This window comes from Rossellomorea sp. DA94, from assembly GCF_029834455.1.
GTDB classification, from domain to species: domain Bacteria; phylum Bacillota; class Bacilli; order Bacillales; family Bacillaceae_B; genus Rossellomorea; species Rossellomorea vietnamensis.
Window position 1 is genome coordinate 958360 of the sequence record NZ_CP122397.1, and the last position, 19402, is coordinate 977761.

Annotated in this window: 19 protein-coding genes and 1 pseudogene; 10 read left to right on the forward strand and 10 right to left on the reverse strand. The window is 43.9% G+C overall.

What is annotated here, in order from left to right; genetic code table 11:
• Positions 1-108 precede the first annotated feature (108 nt).
• The 3 genes from P8596_RS05025 to P8596_RS05035 all read left to right on the forward strand — a co-directional run bounded on the left by P8596_RS05025 (position 109) and on the right by P8596_RS05035 (position 2732).
• Complete coding sequence (locus tag P8596_RS05025) at positions 109-933, forward strand: STAS domain-containing protein (protein WP_481900336.1); 825 nt, start codon at positions 109-111, stop codon at positions 931-933.
• Positions 934-1078: 145 nt separating this feature from the next.
• Positions 1079-2320, forward strand: a complete 1242-nt coding sequence (locus P8596_RS05030; protein WP_279726250.1) for an ATP-binding protein — start codon at positions 1079-1081, stop codon at positions 2318-2320.
• Between the two features lie 73 nt (positions 2321-2393).
• Complete coding sequence (locus P8596_RS05035) at positions 2394-2732, forward strand: avidin-fold protein (RefSeq protein ID WP_279726251.1); 339 nt, start codon at positions 2394-2396, stop codon at positions 2730-2732.
• A 321-nt stretch (positions 2733-3053) separates the two neighbouring features.
• Here the strand turns inward: P8596_RS05035 and P8596_RS05040 are convergent, their stop codons facing one another.
• The 6 genes and pseudogenes from P8596_RS05040 to P8596_RS05065 all read right to left on the reverse strand — a co-directional run bounded on the left by P8596_RS05040 (position 3054) and on the right by P8596_RS05065 (position 5489).
• Positions 3054-3473, reverse strand: coding sequence for a hypothetical protein (locus P8596_RS05040; RefSeq protein ID WP_224520953.1), 420 nt, complete (start codon positions 3471-3473; stop codon positions 3054-3056).
• A gap of 26 nt (positions 3474-3499) precedes the next feature.
• On the reverse strand, positions 3500-3934 hold the full coding sequence (locus P8596_RS05045; RefSeq protein ID WP_279726253.1) for an Hsp20/alpha crystallin family protein: 435 nt from the start codon (positions 3932-3934) through the stop codon (positions 3500-3502).
• A 25-nt stretch (positions 3935-3959) separates the two neighbouring features.
• Positions 3960-4202: a spore germination protein gene (locus P8596_RS05050; RefSeq protein ID WP_224520951.1), complete on the reverse strand. Its 243-nt coding sequence runs from the start codon at positions 4200-4202 to the stop codon at positions 3960-3962.
• On the reverse strand, positions 4177-4467 hold the full coding sequence (locus tag P8596_RS05055) for a spore germination protein (protein ID WP_254653225.1): 291 nt from the start codon (positions 4465-4467) through the stop codon (positions 4177-4179). Before P8596_RS05055 ends, P8596_RS05050 begins: the two co-directional genes overlap by 26 nt.
• Positions 4468-4624: 157 nt before the next feature.
• Positions 4625-4786, reverse strand: a pseudogene (locus P8596_RS05060) (DUF2179 domain-containing protein); the annotation flags it as partial.
• Positions 4787-4865: 79 nt separating this feature from the next.
• Positions 4866-5489, reverse strand: a complete 624-nt coding sequence (locus P8596_RS05065) for a lysozyme inhibitor LprI family protein (protein WP_279726255.1) — start codon at positions 5487-5489, stop codon at positions 4866-4868.
• A 216-nt stretch (positions 5490-5705) separates the two neighbouring features.
• Between P8596_RS05065 and P8596_RS05070 the strand changes: the two genes are divergently transcribed.
• A complete protein-coding gene (locus P8596_RS05070; protein ID WP_279726256.1) occupies positions 5706-7433 on the forward strand; it encodes a phosphotransferase in 1728 nt (575 codons plus the stop codon).
• Positions 7434-7511: 78 nt separating this feature from the next.
• Here P8596_RS05070 and P8596_RS05075 read toward each other — a convergent pair whose 3' ends face one another.
• Genes P8596_RS05075 through P8596_RS05085 form a run of 3 tightly spaced genes read right to left on the reverse strand, consistent with a single transcriptional unit; the run spans position 7512 to position 10883 of the window.
• Positions 7512-8906 (reverse strand): sensor histidine kinase, encoded by a 1395-nt coding sequence (locus P8596_RS05075; protein ID WP_279726257.1) that lies wholly within the window; start codon positions 8904-8906, stop codon positions 7512-7514.
• Positions 8896-9600: a response regulator transcription factor gene (locus P8596_RS05080; protein ID WP_279726258.1), complete on the reverse strand. Its 705-nt coding sequence runs from the start codon at positions 9598-9600 to the stop codon at positions 8896-8898. The genes P8596_RS05075 and P8596_RS05080 overlap by 11 nt, the downstream gene beginning before the upstream one ends.
• A gap of 41 nt (positions 9601-9641) precedes the next feature.
• Positions 9642-10883, reverse strand: coding sequence for an FG-GAP repeat domain-containing protein (locus P8596_RS05085; RefSeq protein ID WP_279726259.1), 1242 nt, complete (start codon positions 10881-10883; stop codon positions 9642-9644).
• Between the two features lie 174 nt (positions 10884-11057).
• Between P8596_RS05085 and P8596_RS05090 the strand changes: the two genes are divergently transcribed.
• Both P8596_RS05090 and P8596_RS05095 read left to right on the forward strand, forming a co-directional pair.
• On the forward strand, positions 11058-12026 hold the full coding sequence (locus P8596_RS05090; protein WP_279726260.1) for a polysaccharide deacetylase family protein: 969 nt from the start codon (positions 11058-11060) through the stop codon (positions 12024-12026).
• A 20-nt stretch (positions 12027-12046) separates the two neighbouring features.
• A complete protein-coding gene (locus P8596_RS05095; protein ID WP_279726262.1) occupies positions 12047-12919 on the forward strand; it encodes an LCP family glycopolymer transferase in 873 nt (290 codons plus the stop codon).
• Positions 12920-13074: 155 nt separating this feature from the next.
• Here the strand turns inward: P8596_RS05095 and nagZ are convergent, their stop codons facing one another.
• The gene (gene nagZ, locus P8596_RS05100) at positions 13075-14811 is read right to left on the reverse strand and encodes a beta-N-acetylhexosaminidase (RefSeq protein ID WP_279726263.1); all 1737 of its coding nucleotides are present in this window, start codon (positions 14809-14811) and stop codon (positions 13075-13077) included.
• A 271-nt stretch (positions 14812-15082) separates the two neighbouring features.
• Here nagZ and P8596_RS05105 point away from each other — a divergent pair, with 271 nt between their 5' ends.
• From P8596_RS05105 to P8596_RS05120, 4 genes are all read left to right on the forward strand, one after another.
• Entirely contained in the window at positions 15083-16597 is a 1515-nt protein-coding gene (locus P8596_RS05105; protein WP_279726264.1) for a spore germination protein, read from the forward strand.
• Positions 16590-17666, forward strand: coding sequence for a Ger(x)C family spore germination protein (locus P8596_RS05110; RefSeq protein WP_279726266.1), 1077 nt, complete (start codon positions 16590-16592; stop codon positions 17664-17666). Before P8596_RS05105 ends, P8596_RS05110 begins: the two co-directional genes overlap by 8 nt.
• A complete protein-coding gene (locus P8596_RS05115) occupies positions 17663-18745 on the forward strand; it encodes a GerAB/ArcD/ProY family transporter (protein ID WP_279726267.1) in 1083 nt (360 codons plus the stop codon). The genes P8596_RS05110 and P8596_RS05115 overlap by 4 nt, the downstream gene beginning before the upstream one ends.
• A gap of 90 nt (positions 18746-18835) precedes the next feature.
• Complete coding sequence (locus P8596_RS05120) at positions 18836-19321, forward strand: CBO0543 family protein (protein WP_279726268.1); 486 nt, start codon at positions 18836-18838, stop codon at positions 19319-19321.
• Positions 19322-19402: the final 81 nt, after the last annotated feature.

Below are 19402 nucleotides of genomic sequence, written 5' to 3' on the forward strand. Positions count from 1 at the left end.
GGAAGTTCCCGTCCTCTGCTTCTTTTTGAATTCTCCCTTTTTGTAGCAGGATTTTTTTTTCGTTGACACGAATTAAGAAATATTCAGGTGAAAAAGGAGAGGGTTATGATGAGTTACAAATCCTTGGATAAGGAAATCGTAACGGACTTCCTTAAGGCCAATAGAGAGGACTTTCAACAGAAACTATTATCTGAGGCTGTAAATGTCAAAGGGAAAATCAGTGATATTCTCGAAAAAGGAAACATTGATCTGTTAAAGAATGCCGAACTGGTCGCTCACTACATCGTTGAAGACAAAGAAGAAGAGCTGATTGCATTTGCAAAAGTAGAGGGGGTTGCATGGGCGCAGCATTCGCTTACACTTGCATTCAAACTGGAATGGGTCCATGCCATAAGGAGGACACTTTGGCATTTCCTTTATCAATATGATGAGCAGAATGGAGAGGATGAACCTCCACGAAAGGCCTTCTTTGACTTAGAAAAAAGGATCAATGACAACGTCGATCAATTCCTGAATAATTTCTTTATCAGCTACTCCGATTACAAAGATGAGCAGTTGTGGTCGCACAGAAAATTGGTGGAGAATCTTTCGGTTCCAATCATCCCGGTTAATAGCACCATTGCGGTATTACCGTTGATCGGAATGATCGATTCTTACCGGGTCCATGCATTGGTAGAAAAAGTGTTGATGGAAATCAGTTCGATGAAGATTCAAACCCTGATTATCGATTTATCAGGTACGGCCGAAATGGAAATGGATGTCCTTTTTCAATTTGAGAGGATCCTAAGCGGAATCAATATGATGGGCTGCAAAGCGATCCTTACAGGCCTCCGGGTAGAACTTGTTAGAAATATAGTGGATTCAGGGGTCGAATTTGACAGTTTGGTAGAGATAAAGGGTACATTACAACAAACACTGAAGGGATATTTGTAAAAGCAGAGGGACGGTTCTCGTGCTTCCAAAATGGAAGCATCGGAACCCTCCCTCTGCTTCTGTCGAACCGCCACGTCATAGAGAGGATTTCCCGGGAAAGTGTCGAAGAGTTAGAGTAGATATTTTTTCCTGAAGGAGATTCATTATGGTAGAAACGGTCCATCATTTACTATTACATGTGGTATTTATTCTGTTTACGATTCTTCTATTTCAACTGTTTACGAGTGAATCGGATGGCGATACTAGAGGATTTCCCGTCCCTTTTTTCCTTATGAATCTTGTTGTTCTCTTGTTTACGATGGCCTTTCCCCTGGTTTATTCCAGTGGCTATGTGTACGATTTTAAAGTGATACCGGTGATCCTTTCATTTCTCTATGGAGGGAAGAGAGTGGGGATCAGTACATTTTTTGCCATGCTCGTCATCGGCTGGTTCACGGACCATGTATGGATGTTTCTCCTCGTGAATTATGCGATTTACAGTATGCTGCTGATCCCGTTATCTACCTGGTATCGAAAGCTATCCTGGAAAAACAAAATGCTCCTGATTTCAGGTTTTTATTTATTCATCCCGGTTACACGGTCCCTTTATTTACTCACACACCAAGAAACGGAGCAGCTTTTATTTATGGCAAGCTCCATCTCCATCATAGGGATCACCTTGATTCTGTCGATCTATTTGATTGAAAGCCGCTTGGAACAGATCAGGGTCAAAAAAGAGCTCATCAAAGCGGAAAAGTTTAACGTGGTGAGCGAGCTGGCAGCATCTGTTGCCCACGAAATCCGTAATCCCATGACGACGGTGAGGGGGTTCATGCAGCTCCTGCAGAAAGAAGCGTTAACGGATCAGCAAAAGAGCTTTATCGATATTAGCATCCAGGAACTCGATCACGCCCAGGACGTCATCAATCAATACCTTTCACTGGCAAAGCCCCAGACGGAGGAATACGAGGTGTTCAGTCTGTCCGAGACGATGAATGAATCCGTTGACGTCATGACGACCTATGCCGTGATGAACAGCATAAAAATCAATAAGAATATTGAAGAAGATTTGATGATCAGAGGGATGAAACTGGAGGTGAAGCAGGTCCTCCTCAATCTTTTGAAAAATGCCATCGAGGCGGTAAAAGAAAATGGGGAAATCACGGCTGCTGCGAGTCGCCATCCTGACGGCCGAATGCGGATCATCGTTCAGGACAACGGAACCGGCATGCTGCCTGAACAACTCAAAGTACTCGGCAGGCCCTATTATTCCACGAAGGAAAAAGGAACGGGACTCGGACTCACGGTGAGCTATCAGATCGTGAAGCGGATGAAGGGTGAAATCAAAGTGGAAAGCGAACCTGGAGTGGGAACGACATTCAGCGTCTTTTTTCCAGGCAGTACATAAGAGGGACGGACCTTGCTTCTTCTAAGCAAGGGTCCGTTCCCATCCAATTTTGCAAAACAAGGAGGAGCGGTAAATGATCAATTATGACGGACGTACATTCGTATCCATTGAGAATACAACAAATGGTGAGGTGTCCTCAAAGACCGTGTTTGAGTATAAGCAAGAAGGAAAGATCCTTTCAGCTACGTACAGTGGGGGAGATATTACGAAAGGGACCCTGATTGGCATTGTGAAGGACGATGGCAGCTTAGTGTTCAGATATAACCATGTGAACGTGAATCATGAAATCAGGGGAGGTCAATGCACCTCTGTTCCTGAAATACTGAAGGATGGTCGGATAAGACTGCATGAAAAATGGAAGTGGATGGATCGTGAACAAAGCGAAGGGGAATCGGTAGTAGAGGAGTATTAAGGGGAGCAGGGGGACGGTTCTCATGCTCCTATAATCGTGACCATGGAAGCAGAAGAACCGTCCCCCCGCTTCCTAGCGAATAATCCCGAGTTGTTTTTCAACTTGTTCAAGCCTCTGGGACAGTGAGTATACCCTTCGATCCAGCATGGCATATTGTTTCCTGAGAATATCTAACTGTGTTTCAAACCCTCCAGGATATTGTCGCGTATAGCATTCTGAGGGATTGGCATATGGTGCTTGATGATTTCCTCTGTAATAAACCATAATCGTCACCTGCATTAAAAAAACATTCCCATCGCAAAGGAATGTCCCCAGTTGTCTCTACGAACGTTTTCTTGTTGTTACTTTAATTGTGGGAGAGGGATGAGTGGATGCCGGCTTCTGAGTGGGATGGGAAGGCGATGATAGCTCTTTTTCTATGGTGGCAGGAGGTTTTAACTTGTCATATGTGGTTCCGATGTATAATTGTCCCTTTAGGTCTTTAATTCCGAGATTCCCGAAGTTGTTACTCAGGTCGGCGTGATCGATGTTTACATTTTCAATGGATAAGTGCTCAATCACAATTTTTGCAGGTTCCTGCTGGCTGGAGATCGTGTCTTTGACGTCTGAAGCTAAGCCCTGTTTCAAGGATTGGATTTCCTTTTCAAGGGCCTGGATCTTGTCTTTCATCTCATTTTGCTCAGCATTCATACTTTTTTGAATGTATGAAGTTAGTTTTTTTTGAAAGTAAGTATACAACATGTTCTCACATTCTTTTTAGTATTTTTTCATTGTGAGCCTCCGTGTAATGAAACGTCTTCTATTTTCCGGGGGTAGGCCACTTGGATGAGGCCATTGAGAAACTGGATGTTGATGGCTTTCGCTTCGGCCGGTTCCGGGAGGGGAATCGTTCGTTCGAATTCCCCTGAGAACCGTTCTGCCTTGACTTCCATTTCTTTCGGGTATACGGGTCTGATCCTCCCTTTTATCAGAAGGTTTGTATTGGAATTCAATGAAAACTTAATATCATCTTGGGTGATCCCCGGGGCATCCAGGATGATGCACACATGGGATTCGTTCTGATACACATCATAACGAGGGAATTCGTCATCTGTAGAAAAGAACTGGGAAGGGTTATTGTTTTCGAATACGCTGTTCCAGAAATTATCGCTTTTGTATTGGTTGGTCAGTTCCAGCCATTTTTTCATTTTTTCCATATCCATGGATTATCACCTCTTATGAAAACGCCTAAACTTGAACGGTATAAGGGATGGCCGGGTTGGCGATTTGGTCTTGATCGCTGACGTCCGGATCGAGTACCCCTGTATTCATTTGTGAGCCGGTAGGCGAGAAATCACCGAATGAAAAGTTGGCTCCGAATAGTTTCGCATTGGCGGTATGACTGTTGTGAACCGTCGGACCGATATCGACGTTCCCGTTCTGCGTCACGCCATTGACTTTGATATTAAATATGTTGATCTGATACGGCATGAGGATCCTCCTCTTCGGTTTCTCTTGGGTCTACGGGTACAGGAACCGGCAAAGGTGTTCCCGCATTGACTGAATCCGCATTGCTTAAAGATGATTGATCATTCACATCTGGATCGATATATACATTTTCCATCATTGATTCTGTAGGGGAAGTATCACCATAGGAAGAGTTGATTCCCTGGGACTTATTATTCGACGTATGACTGTTATGGACAGCTTCTCCAATGGTGATCGAACCATTGCCAGAGACGCTATTCACCTTCATACAGTATAGGTTTACTACAGTCTGCACAGTTTCCCACCTCTTTTGTCTTTGGGATACTATATGCGTTCGTCAGCCCATACGTTCATGAATTTATGCGTGGGAGTAAACGGAAGTGAGCGCCGACACTCGGTCGACGCTCACTTTCTTACGGCTATTTTTAATGAATGTCCCTCTTCTTAAATCGTCCCCCGCGTACTTCATTGATATCTGCGACAGCAAGGAAGGCGGAAGGATCCAATTCTTCCACGATCGATTTTAATTTGGCTTCTTCCAGTCGGGTGACGATGCAGAAGATGACTCGTTTATCGTCTCCGGAGTATCCGATGGGGAGGGAGAGGTGGTTATAGAGAATTAGAGGACCAGGGGACCAGTAAAGCCCCCGCCTTCATTTCTGACTCTTACTCCGTCATATACTCCTCCACCAATTCATAACAACGAGCCTTCGTCGATTCATATAGCGAGATATACCACGCCACATTTTCGAACGTGCCACCTTCATACTTCAGTCTTTCCTTCTCTGCTTTCGCTTCTTTTTCCTCGATCCATTGCACTTGTTCCGTTTTTAACTCTGCCATGACTTCTGGAGACAGCTCTTTCTTTAGAAGGGCATAAATCTCATTCAAGGCATCGTCATATTTTTCGTAAGACACTCCGTAGTAGCTTTTCATGGCGTTGGTGACGCCTTTATCTGAATCCTTCTTTTCAGGCATGGCATCGAGTTCTTTTTGGATGTTGTCCAGTTTTTCTATGTACGCTTGTTTTCCTTGCACCTTTGTGACGAGTGGATCCTCTTCCGGACTACTCTCTTCAACGGATGTTTCATCTGACTGAGCCTTTTCGTTTTGTTTGGATGCCGTCGTGTCTTCAGCCTGTGAATCATCCGAATCAGTACTTGTTACTGCAGCCGCTTCGGATTCAGGTTTACTAGCGGCATCCTCCTCAGAAGATTGACTACAGGCGGACATTCCGACGAAGACCATCGCTGATAAAGTCGTGACGGTCAACCAATTGCTTTTCTTCATTATTACAGCTCCAATCTTTTATAAAAAATGCTCACTTGGATTATTTTAACACACCCAGATATATCCTTCTAATCTGTTCAGGGAGAAAGTCCGGGAGTCGATGCCATGACCTCCTTTACAAGCTATCTATTTTATATATAAACTGGTAAAATTAGGGTTACCAATCTAGTAAACGACAATGGAGCCTGGGGACTCATGGCTCACTGGAGGTGCCACATGCTTGATATCAAAACGGATTACGTGTTTAAAAAGGTCGACCCGATCAACAAGGGATGGTCGAGTGATAAGAAATATTTTGTGGAAACCGAGACGGGGGAAAGGCTGCTACTCCGGACGGCGGACTGTTCTGAGTATGAAAGTAAGAAGAGCGAGTTCGAGGCCATGAAGCGATTGGCTGATACGGGTATTCCGATGTCTGTGCCCCTTGAGTCCGGGTTGTGTGAAAACGGCGGTCAAGTGTATTCGCTCTTTACATGGTGTGAAGGGAAAGACGCGGCTGATGTGCTACCGAGACTAAAGGAAACGGAACAATATGTGCTCGGACTGAAGGCGGGGCATTATCTCAAGGAGATCCATTCCACTCCTGCTCCGCCCGAAGAAGAAGTGTGGCAAACAAAGTTTAATCGCAAGGTAGATACGAAGATCAGGCAGTACCACGACTGTCCGCTTAAGATCGAAGCCGGCGATCTTATCTTAGAATACATAGAAGCAAACCGGCATCTCTTCGCCGGCCGTCCGCAAACCTTCCATCACGGTGATTACCACGTCGGGAATATGGTCATTTCGGACAACGGAGAACTCTCCATCATCGACTTTAACCGTCATGATTTCGGTGATCCGTGGGAAGAGTTCAACCGCATCGCCTTCAGTGCATCGGCAAGTCCCCATTTTGCCACGGGACAGCTCGATGGCTATTTTAACGGAAGACCGCCGGAGGAATTCTTCCGACTCATGACCTTTTACATCAGCAGCAATATGCTGTCATCCATCCCGTGGGCGATGAGGTTCGGTGAAGAGGAAATCGCCGTCATGAAGAAGCAGGCGAAGGAAGTGATTGGCTGGTTTGACGGGATGAGGAATCCTGTGCCGACATGGTATGTGGAGGACTTTTATGTTCAGTACATCGATGATATTCCGTATAAATTAAAGGCACCGTTTGATTTTTCTTTTATCAAAAAGTACGGAGAAGTCTTTAAAGTCTATGACGATCAGGACTCGGGCAATATCTGTTTCGGGGTCCTGAACGGTGATGAGAGACTGTTCATCAAATTCGCCGGTGCCCCGACCTCGCGATATGAAGGGGAGCCGGAAGAGGCGATCGCCGCGTTGAAGTCTGCCGTGAACATATATGAAGATTTGGCTCATCCCCATTTGGTGAGATTGATTCGCGGAGAAGAAGTCGGTGGTGGGTTTGCCGCCATCTTTGAATGGAGTGACGGGGAGTGCATGGGGAAGATGTATCCCCGGTCACGTGAAACATTCATGCAGATTCCGGACAGTACGAGGGTTGACATGTTCCGCGATATCCTCGACTTTCACATCCATGCAGTGGAGAAAGGATATGTGGCCATCGATTTCTATGACGGCAGCATACTCTATGATTTTTCCAAAGAAAAGACGTTGATCTGCGACATAGACCTATATTCCAAACGCCCTTATACCAATAGGATGGGCAGGATGTGGGGGGCGTCACGCTTCATGTCTCCGGAAGAATTCCAGAAAGGTGCCGAGATCGATGAGATCACAAACGTGTATGTAATGGGGGCAACCGCCTTTGCGTTGTTTGGCGGGGAGCAGGATCGTTCCAAGGAAAAGTGGAGACTGAGCGACGGGTTATATGAAGTGGCGCTGAGAGCTGTGAGTGATGACAGGGAAGCGCGTCAGCCGTCTTTGCTGGAGTTGAAGAGAGAGTGGGACAGGGAGACAGGTTCGGTGTCCCGATGAGGATCCAGTGGGCTGGCCACCTGGATTCTCAATCCATTAAAGGCAGGCCCCATTCAGAGCCTGCCTCTTCACCATCCATCAATCTCTCCCCACCTTCAGCGGCAGCGTAAACCCAACCGTCGTCCCTTTCTGTTTGTTCCTTCTAATCAAAAGCTCCCCATGATGATGCTCGATAATTTGTTTGCAAATCGCCAGTCCAAGCCCGACTCCTTCTGTATTCTCGTTCACTTTATAAAACAGGGTGGACACATGCCTAAGGTGCTCTTCATCAATTCCCTCGCCCTCATCTTCGACTTCAAACGTTAGATCATGTTCTCCCTTCCCATAACGAACCGTGATGGTGCTGTTTCGACTGGAATATTTGATGGCATTCTCGATGAGGTTGATGAGCACCTGACGGATTCTATTCTGATCAGCTACGAGTTTCAAGGGTTCATCATGGATCACGATGATCTCCTGTTCTTTTTGCTGGCGCTTTTTATCCAGCTGCAGCACGACTTCCTTCACAAGCTGGTCAAAATGAAAAGGGGACGGGTTGATTTCAAATGTCCCGTTCTGATAGCGTGAGAAGTCCAACAGTTCTTCGACCATGTCGATCAGTCTGTCCGTTTCTTTCGTGATGATGGAAAGTCCCGTTTTGGTTTCTTCCACATTCTCCGGGTCTCCGGTCTGCAATGTCTCGCTCCAGCCCTTGATGGAGGTGAGGGGGGTCCTCAGTTCATGGGAAACGGAAGAGATGAACTCATTTTTCATTTTTTCCGTTCGGAGGAGTTCTTGTCCCATATTGTTGAACGTCTGGCTCAAGGTGTGGAATTCATCTTTGTACTGCCCGTCCACCCTTGCTTCCAGGTCTCCTTCTGCCATCTGGTTCGAGACGTTCGTCAATTCGATGACGGGCTCCGTGATGATCCGTGAGAAAAAGGTACTGACCACGAATACGATCCCGAGGATGCCGATTCCGATCGCTAACAGGGTGATCAGGATCGTTTGAAAATTATTATCCAACGCTTCGAGTGATGTGACAAAGCGGAGGATGCCAATCGTTTTATCGCTGGATTCTAATGGGACCGAGACGGCGAGGATGCGCTCGCCTGTTGCGGGATTGGTGCCGAACCAGGTTCCTTCTCCTTTTGAGAAAGCATCTTTCACGTCGGGATAATCCTGTTTTCCCCCTGGAATGAAGCCGCTTGAGGACGATAAGATTCTGCCACTTCCGCTCAAAATTTGTGTTTCTGCCTGATCAATGGAGAAGTTGCTTTGAAGATCCTGCAGATTCTCCCTCAAGTTATAGGCAGATAAATGACTATAGCGCTTCGCAAATGAGGCCGAGTTCTGTGCATGATTTTGCAGGATTTCAGCCGTGCCGTTGTAATAATAATGATAGATGCCGGAAGTGACGATGCCGAGGAATAATAGGATTGTCATGGTGATCAGCGTCAGATTCTGTATGAGTAATCGCCGTCTAATTCCCATTATGCTTTCCTTCCCCGGATTCATCCCATCGGTATCCGTATCCCCATACGGTTAACAAATAACGGGGGGAGGAGGGATCTGCTTCCATTTTTCGCCGGATCCGCCTGATGTTGACATCGACGATTTTCGGGTCCCCCATATAATTGATCCCCCACACCTGGTCCAGGAGGTCGTGGCGGCTGATGGCTTTCCCTTTTGCTTTCAGGATGGTACTGATCAGCTCATATTCCACCGGGGACAAATCGACTTCCTTTCCCTTCAACTTCAGGAGGCGCCTGCTTTCATCCAGATAGATCGATGGAGCAGGCTTTTCCGGTTCAACAGGACGGATCCGCCTCAGTAACGCTTCAATCCTCGCGATCAATTCATTCGGACTGAAAGGCTTCGAAATATAATCATCGGCCCCGTTCATCAATCCATGGACTTTATCCATCTCCTGTACTTTAGCCGTCAACATGATGATGCCGATGGATGAGTTCCATTCCCGGATTTCTTTGCACGCTTCGAACCCGTTCATTCCGGGCAGCATCACATCGAGAAGGACGATGTCGACGGTCGTATCCTCCTCTTTCAACTGCTCGATGCCGGACTCGGCATTGTCCACCTGCAGCACACTGTATCCGTATCGTTTTAAATTGATTTCAATGAAGCCTCTGATCGATTCTTCATCTTCAATGATCATGATTCGCTTCAATTCCAACACCTGCATTTCATTTGAAAATAAACCGGTGGCTCCTATTCAGAAGACAGCGGATGAAAGGACTTCTTAAATTCGGACACCGGTGATTTCGTCAAATAGACAAACTGATTGCTTTCCATCAGGACATTCCATCCTTCGAGGGATTCCGTATCGTCTTTGTCCTCGACATACACATCAAAAAGGAGGGAACCATCCTCTTTCGAGAGGAATTTGACATATCTCCGTCCGTCGGAGGCTTCGATGATGATATCAGGCCAGTCTTCCGGCAGCACCAGTTCATACTGATATGGATAGTTCTGATAGGAGCGCAGGGTGAACTGCGGTTGGCCGTCATCGGATAATTGATAGTACTCATGTATGAACGGCATGTCCACATACGGTTTGTCCGGATTCGCCTCGATCAGGAGGGGAAACTCCAGAATGCCGTCCCCGTTTTTGTCTTCGCTGTTGGCGGATGTTGCCCGGAATAATTGATCTTTGAATTCTTTTGGGACAAGTTCTACGAGTTTCTTATTTTTCACACCGACGATGAACGAAGTCGAGGAATGGGCCCCGACAGTGGAATCGAATATCGCCCCTTTGACGGACGGGGTGACGTAGCCAGACGCCGAGTTGTAGTAAGGATAGACATACGGATCGAGCTCCAGTTCATCCACCTTCTCCGATTTTCCTTTTGGGAAGGCATAGAGGGAGACGGTATGCTCTTGGTTCGGTATCAAGGAAGAAAGCAACAGCTCGGCTTTGCCGTCTTCATTGTAATCATCCGCGAAGAAGGCGCTGTATTGGGATTCGAATAGCTTGTGGGGCTTTTTTCCTTCCAAATCATAAACGACGAGGGCAGAGTCAGACGCTTCTGCCGCATAGGAAAAGCCGATCAGGAGTTCCTTCGTACCGTCCCCGTTTAAATCAGAGGCTTCCACCTTCATCAACTCCCTCCCAATATCCTTGATTCCGGCGACCTTCGTCCATTTTCCTTTTTTATTCTCAAGGATGATCCCTTCCATTTGAGATGTTTCCTCGGGAAGTCGGTAGAAGACGATCAACTCTTCTTCCCCGTCTCCATCGAGATCCGTCTCCTGGATGGTGTCTGCCGTTTTATCTTCGTTTGGAGAGAGCCACTCCGCCTGTGGAGGGACGAAGCTTTGAATGGCCTGCTTCAGTTCCTGCTGTTCAACAGGAAGCTCCGGAGGCTTCATCAAAGAAGAGTTTGACTGAAATAACGAACAGCCACTTGTGACAAACAGGATCCCCGTTAAGAGAACGATCATTTTTTTCATCTGTATTTCACATCCTAGCCTTTGCTTTCAATAGTATAGTGTAAATCCATTCGACAAAAGTAACAAGAAAGTAACAAATTTCGCACTTTCATTGTAACCGCCTAGTAACCCTTTCCGGACTGCATTCTCTTAAGATATAAGTAGATCAAAACAGCCGGAGGAAAGGTGAAAAGCATGAGCAGAAAGAAAAGACGATTAAAGAAAAGTGTGCGGCTGACATTCGCACTGATGTCAGCCCTCTTCATCCTAGTATCGACCATTTGGGTGATGGATATAGGGGAAGCGAAAAGTAACGAGGGACAGGAAAGCTTAGAAAAGGTCATGGCGAAAGAAACCGGAGAACAGCAGCCTGCCGAAAAGCAAACTGATAAAGTGGAAAAGAAAGCATCAGAGGAAAGCGTAGAGCTTCCTGATCAAGTGGCTCAGGAAGATGAACCAGTCGATTCTGTAACGGTTGATGAACCGGTTCAACAAGAGGAATCGACGGTCGACCAGCCTGGAGTGGAGGAATCATCCGAGGATAAACAGGATCAGGAAGAACAAGCCGTACACCAGTCGGTGTACCTCACATTTGATGACGGTCCGAATGAAAACACAGAAGGCATCCTGAACGTCCTCGAACGCTACGATGCCAAGGCGACATTCTTTATGCTTGAACCGAATATGAAGAGATTTAAAGATTCCGTAGAGGACATGGCGGCAGAAGGCCATGCAGTCGGCATGCACGGTGTCACCCATGATGCGGCGGCATTCTATCAATCTAGTCAATCGGTTGTGGGTGAAATGAAAAAAGGACAAGAGACCTTGGAGTCCATCACCGGAATTCACAGCAACCTGATCAGGGTCCCTTACGGATCGGTGCCGAATATGACTCCAGCCTACCGGGAAGCCGTCGACCGTGCAGGATTTCATATGTGGGACTGGAACATTGACAGCGAAGACTGGAGGCTGTTAAGCGAAGAATATGTTCCGAATGTGATGGAACAGATCAATGATTTTCCTTATCAAGAATCTCCGAAAATCATTCTGCTTCATGAGAAAGATGTGACCCTTGAATATTTGGAAGAGCTTCTCGTAGATCTGACGGAAAAGGGATACAGCATGAAGGCACTGACAGAACAAATGGACACCGTAACATTTTAACGAAAGAGGAGCTGTAAAGAATGAATAAGAAATGGAAAGTAGGCATAACCGTCCTGATTGGATTGACGGTCTTATCAGGTGGACTTCTGTTCTTTGTTTTTTCAAAAGTGGGGGCGTTCTTCGATGAAACGTATGAGCCGATTGACGTTCCTGACGCAGGGAATGAAGAGAAAGAACCTGCACCAGACGATAAAATCTACGTCCTGCTGATGGGAGTCGATGAAAGGCCACATGATAAGGGAAGGCCGGATGTCATGATGGTAGTGGAAATTGATCCGAAGTCTGACATAACGAAGGTCGTCAGCCTGCCCAGGGATACCAAAGTATCCATCCCGGGCCGAGAGGAAAGCACCAAGCTGAATCATACGTACACATATGGAGGGACAAGCCTCACCGTGCAGACCGTTCAACAGTTATTGGACATCAACATTGACTATTATGCGAAAGTAAATATGAACGGGTTCGAAGGAGTCATCAAAGAAGTAGGAGAACTGACCATCGACAATGAACTGGACTTCACGTTTGACGGCTACCACTTTTCCAAGGGGAAACGGACTTTGTCTCCCGACGAAGCACTCGCCTATGTCCGAATGAGAAAACAGGACCCCATGGGCGACGAAGGCCGGAACGAACGGCAGCGGAAAGTCATCAAGGCATCCGTCGATAAGCTCCTTGAGCAGAACGATTTCGGCAAAATCCTTGAGTTGCTTGATACGGTCTCACCCTATCTTCAATGGAATATACAAGAGAAGGACTTAAAGGGACTTTATACGAACTATTCACACGCCATGAAACAGATTGAATCGTCGGAACTGCCGGGTAAAGGAAAGCTTGAAGAAGATGGATTATGGTATTTCATTGCTGATCATCCAGAGGAGATATTTACTAACTAAACTAAACAATAAAAAGTAAGAGCATTGAAAACAATTCAATGCTCTTATTGCTATTCACGCATATCCTTTTCGTGAGAATCTTAGCTCTCTATATGTTTTTCCAGTAAAGAATTTATAAGAGGGGCATGGAACATCCCCTTATACTATATCCTTTATTAGTTTGGCCGTCCCGAGTTTAACTCAGTAATTGATTCATTGAGTTTAGATATGTTAGGTTCATCTGTCTGTAAATCAGCTAAATGGTACTGTTGTTTTAAATGAATGATTCTTTTAACACTTTCATTGATTTGGTTTTCCGTAATTTCTCCGCTGCGTACAGCTTCCTTCATTGAATTAATCGCCTCAATTGCCTTGTTCTCATCATGAGCCACTAATATAAGATCACAACCTGCTTTGACCGACTGTACTGCAGCTTTGCCTATGCCGTAATGGTCTGTTATGGCTTTCATCGTCATATCGTCCGTTATGACGACTCCGTGGTAGTCCATCTTTCTTCTTAGAAGATCTGTAATGATACTTTCGGACATGGAGGAAGGATAGGAACGATCTAATTTAGGCAGCAAAATATGCGCAACCATTACTAAATCAACTTCATTTTTAATAGCTTGTTGAAAGGGAAGAAGCTCAAGTTCTTCAAGGGAGTCAAGGTCTTTATTCACAATAGGCAGCTCTAAATGGGAATCAACATCTGTATCTCCATGTCCGGGGAAATGCTTTACAGTGGATATAATTCCCTGGGATTGAATACCTTCCATCGTTTGAATGCCCAAATGACTGACTATTTCAGGGTCACTTGAATAAGATCTATCCCCGATTACGGGATTATTTGGGTTGCTATTTACATCAAGTACCGGTGCGAAATCCAGGTTGAATCCAAATTCTTTTAATTCTCTTCCAAGAAGGACTCCTTCTTCATAAGAGTATCCCGGTGAATTTAATTTCCCTATCTCTTCATTGGAAGGGAAGTTAATCAGTCCTCCAGGCAGTCTTGTCACCCTTCCTCCTTCTTGATCAGTGCTTAAAAAGAGAGGCAAAGGATTATTTCGGTTTACTGACTTTATTCTATTTAGGAACTGAACGGTTTGAGGGGCATCGGTCATATTATTTGAGAAAAAAATGAACCCCCCGATTTTATACGTTTGGATTAAATTTTTGGTGGATTGACTAAATGTGGAACCGCTGACCCCCGCTATGACCATTTGGCCAATTTTGTCCTCTAAGCTCATTTGAGAAAGGATTTTGGATGCATCATGATCGTCGACGTGAATTCCACCTTCTTGATCTAGAATCGCTTTATCCAGAGCAAGGACAGAAATATGATCCAATTTGGGATTGGGATTATCCGGCGTTGCTTTTGGGAATATCCATTTTAGTTGATACAGTGAATTGACGTTATAAATCAGAATAATTTGATCATGTGTCTTATCCTGATAGTATTTTACTTCATCAGGAGGTCCGCTAAATCCTTTAACTTGATTTAAGTGGATTTCTTGTATGCCAGGATCAAATGATCTCACATCATATACGGTGTTCTCTGAGACTCCTATTGTCACTCCATGGCGTATGAAATCATTGTAGGTGTCATTCTGTATTTGAACCGAATGATCAGGATTCCCCCACATTTCTGTTACATCTTCCATTCTCGTTTGTCCTGAGACGATAGATATATGAGGTACCCTTCCTTCCTTAGCATTTGAAATGACATTATGAATGGATTCCTTTTGCGTCGTGTGACTATCGGCAGATTGAACGGTTTGATTGGGTGAATTGATGTCGCTTTGGGTCCTGTGATCACTGGATTGACCGGGGCTCAGGTGCTTATTAAACACTATATAGCTTAATAGCGTTAAAGACATTCCAAGGAAAATAATGAAGAAAATTCTCTTAATCATGGCTTAAGTTCCCTTCTATTCAGTCTCTTGTTGATGCCGCTTACATTTTTCTTAATAAACTTAACATTTCGTTAAGCGAAACAAAAGACTTTCGTGTTATGCAATCATTTCATAATTAGTCTTTCCTTCCCATTCTCGCTTATCAGGGTCTTTAGTTTAAAGCGCTTCATTCCTGCTCATTCATCTTATATTCCTCATAATTTTGAATAAACGGAAGAGATGTATACCATCATAACAGTACATCATCAATACGCCTTTAGGGAGTCGCTCAATGTTCAAAGAAGACATGATAGATAAAAGTATCACTCGCCACAAGACCTATGAAGAACTCATTGAATCTGCGAAAAAGTCAAAAGACTTCGTGGAGAGTAAAAGAGAATTAAATACTTGTGATATTACCATTCAATATTTCACTACGTTAATCGACCATGATACGATGCAGAGATCGTTGCTTACTCCTTTAAGTAATATTGAACCTAATATGGAGATAAAGACATTACACGATATTAAAGTCTGCATTCCCATAGAAGGCATTGCGATTACAGATGAAGTGAATGAGATTGAAGACAAATTATATAACGGATTCGTGGTGTTATCCCTTGGAAACGTAAACAGTGAATATATGCTGTTAAACATGAGCAATTCCCAAGCGGGATTAAGGCAATTTAATGAGTCAGAAAATGAGTTCAGTGTGATTGGTCCGAAGATGGGCTTTGTAGAGAGCTTAGATATTAATATGTACCTGCTCCGCCGGAAAATTAAATCTCCTGCTTTGGTGATTGAAGAATTATCCATGGGATCCATGTCCAAGACCAAGGTCATCATTGCTTATTTAGATGGGATAACGAGTGACAAGCATATTAATAGCATGAGACAGAGGTTATCGGATGTGGATTTTGATATTGTGTGGGATACAACGGCGCTGGAGCAGATCATCAGTGATCAATCCAATTCTCCTTTCCCATTATTCTTATCAACGGAACGAATCGACAGAGTGGCTTATGCACTGGTTAGCGGCCAGGTTGCTGTTATGTCGGATGGATCGCCCTATGTGATGTCCGGTCCTTCTACTTTACTGGATTTCTTTATTTCACCTGAGGATTATTACTATAACTGGGTGCTGGGCTCTTTTTTTCGATTGGTACGGTTGATGGGAGTATTCTTCTCTATCTTTTCTTCTTCGTTATACGTTTCGGTCATGACCTATCATTATGAAGTTATACCAATGGAGTTATTAGAACCATTGTTGGAATCAAGAGCCAATGTTCCCTTTCCGCCTTTCATTGAAGTAATCTTTCTGGAGATTACGATTGAATTATTACGAGAGGCGGGGGCGCGTCTCCCTACGAAAGTGGGCCAGACATTGGGTATTGTAGGGGGTATCGTAATTGGCCAGGCTGCCGTATCTGCAGCCTTAACCAGCAATGTCTTATTAATTATCGTTGCTTTATCTGCCCTGGCTTCTTTTACCACACCAATTGTGACGATGTCGAATACGATTCGACTATTAAGGTTCCCATTTATCTTGCTGGCTTCTTTTTTAGGGGGACTCGGGATCATGATTGGATTCGTTTGTCTCTTATGTCACCTGTTTAACTTGAAATCGTTAGGTACCCCATATGTTGTGCCTCTTTATCCATTTAGAAAAGAGTCCTTTGCTGATAGCTTTATCCGCTTACCGTTTAGAATGATTAATAAAAGACCTCTCTATCTTGATCCGAAACAGCGATTGAAATTTAATCCCGGAAAGGAGAAGAGGGGGCGAGGGGAATTGACGGATGAATAAGAGATTATTTTATTTATTTTTACTATTTCCTGTGTTTCTCACTGGGTGCATTGAACAGAAAGTGGTGGATGAGATTGGAATCATCCATAACGTTGGATTTGACTACGAAGAGGGAGGTCTGTTGGAAACTGCAGTGCTTCCAGAATATACGGATACAGACCGGACAAACTTGATCAGTGCAGAGGAACACAGCCCCATTCAACTTAAAGGTAGCTTAAGTAAAGCCTCACAATATGATATCCGATATGGTCAGATAAGGATTCTGGTGTTTGGAAAAGAACTAAGTGAAAAAGGCATTACTGAAATCATCGAATCCATTTGTAAGGATCCTTCATTAGGAAACGTGAGAATTGCTACAACAAACGAACGTGCAGCAGACATTTTGAAGGCAACCGTTTCTCTGCGCCCCCTTTACCTGATGGAATTGGTGGATAATGGTATATTAAACGAGGGAGTCCCTGACGTATCCCTACACACTCTGTTAGACCAATTTTATGGACTGGGGCTTGACGTATATATTCCTAACTTAACGGTAGATCCCTCTGGCGTACTGAAGATCGATGGGCTCAGTCTCTTTAAAGGAGATAAGTTAAAACTAACGATACCAAACCAAGAAATGTATATATTCAAGCTGATAAATGAGAAAAATAAGAAAGGTACATATGAATTCACATTAGAAAGAGGAGGGAAGGAACAAATAATTGGAATTGAATCATTATATGGTAAACACGACATCGAACTAAAAAGAGAGAATGAGGGAGTGGTTGCCACCATCAATCTTAAGTTAGATTTAGAATTAAATGGATTACCGAACTGGATGGATATAAAGAAAGCGGAAGATAGGAAATATCTGAAGGATTATATAGAACATTCTTATTCTGAAGCAGTTCATAAGTTGGTAACGAAATTCCAGACTAACCAAGTGGATCCCCTTGGTTTGGGTATCATCACCCGTGCAGGTGAAAAAGGATGGTCAGAAAATGATTTCTATCAAAACGTCTATCCTGATATGAAGTTCAAAGTAAATACGGATGTTATTATCCGTCAAAGTGGAGCTGGTAAGTCTTGAGCAAGCTAGTTAAAGATCAATACCTTGTTTCTTCCTTTTTCACTTTTTTCTTAATACACTCATCCCAAATCGGTGCAGGTATTTTAGGATTTCAAACCTATATTAGCAAGGATGCAAGACAAGATGCCTGGATTCCTCTTCTCATTGCGGGTGGGACAATCCACCTTATTATTTGGCTGTTATATAAGACGCTGGATGAGGAACATAATGATTTGGTCGCAATTCATCACTATTGTTTCGGAAAGATCATTGGCAATCTTTTTTCTCTTTTGGTCATGCTTTTTTTTCTACTTGAGACACTCACTGTATACCGGACCTATATCGAAATCATTCAAGTGTGGGTATACCCTTACGTGAAAACCTGGCAATTAGGCCTCATTTTTGCTTTGGTGATGTACTACTTTGTATCCAGTGGTTTCAGAGTCTTGACCGGATTCAGTTTTTGGGGAGTCATATTGCCGTCCGTACTTTTAATCACGCTTTATTTTCCTCTTCAACACGCAAAGCCTTTGTATCTGTTTCCTATGTTTGAACACTCCATGAAAGATTTATTTCTTTCATTTAAAGCTTCGACCTATTTATTTTTAGGGTTTGAATGGATCCTACTGTACTACCCATTCATCAAAGACCAAGAAAGAAGCAGTAAGTACGCACATTTTGGGAATCTCTATTCAACCCTTCTCTATCTAGTCGCCGCTTTGGTTTCCTTTGTTTATTTCAATCAAGAAGTGTTACAGGAAATACCGTGGGCTACGCTGCAAATGGTTAAGATTGTGATGTTTCCTTTCATTGAACGATTTGAATATATTTTTATTTTTCTTTGGCTCCTGGTGATTATTTCTCCTCTATGTATATCAATATGGGCATGTACGAGAATAGTAAAAAGAATCACCCCGGTTCCCCCTAAAGTGGTTCTTATTACCCTTCTATGTATTGTCTTAGTATCCGCAAGCGGGATAAAAGATTGGGATCAGGCTGAGATGTTGGGTGGGATTACCTCTTCGACCGGATTTTATTTCATTTACCTGTATCTCCCTTTATTATTTTTAATCAAACAATTCAGAAAGAGGTTAAGTTGAGAAGGTAAGGAGTTCCGGATAAGGAATAATGCATGTGAAAAAAGGAAACGGTAAGGGTATAGTAAAATCTCTTTCGAAAGGAACAGTTGCATGGAGAAAAAGATGTTAAATAGTCTGCAAATGCTGTGTATCATTTCATTGCCATTATTGGTTAAAGGTTCCAAGATGAAAGAAAATGTATTGATCTTTTTTGCAAAAGGGGTTTTGGCCCTACTTGTGGACGCCTATGTCGTGGGAACGAAGCGAATCGAGTATCCCATTAGACCTTTTCCTGGGATTTTCAAAACCAATATCATTTTTGATGTATTGTTCTTTCCGCTATTAAGCGTCATTTGGGTCAGACGCACCTATGACGATCACTTAATAAAAATGGTACTGAAGAGTTGCATATTCAGTGTGCCAATGAGCTGTGCTCAATGGTATTTAGAAAAAAACACTAAACTATTCAAGTGGAATCAATGGTCTCCCCTCCATACATTTGTAAGCGTCAATTTCACCTTGTTTACAATTAGAGGACTCGTGGGTCTGTTGAAGTTAGTGGGAAATAAGAAGAAAGAAGCAGCCAGTGAGCTTTAACCCCATCTCAATTTTTAAGGGGTATGTATGCTAATTACATACTTATGGACGGAGAAACACTTTTGATAGTTACTATTGAAG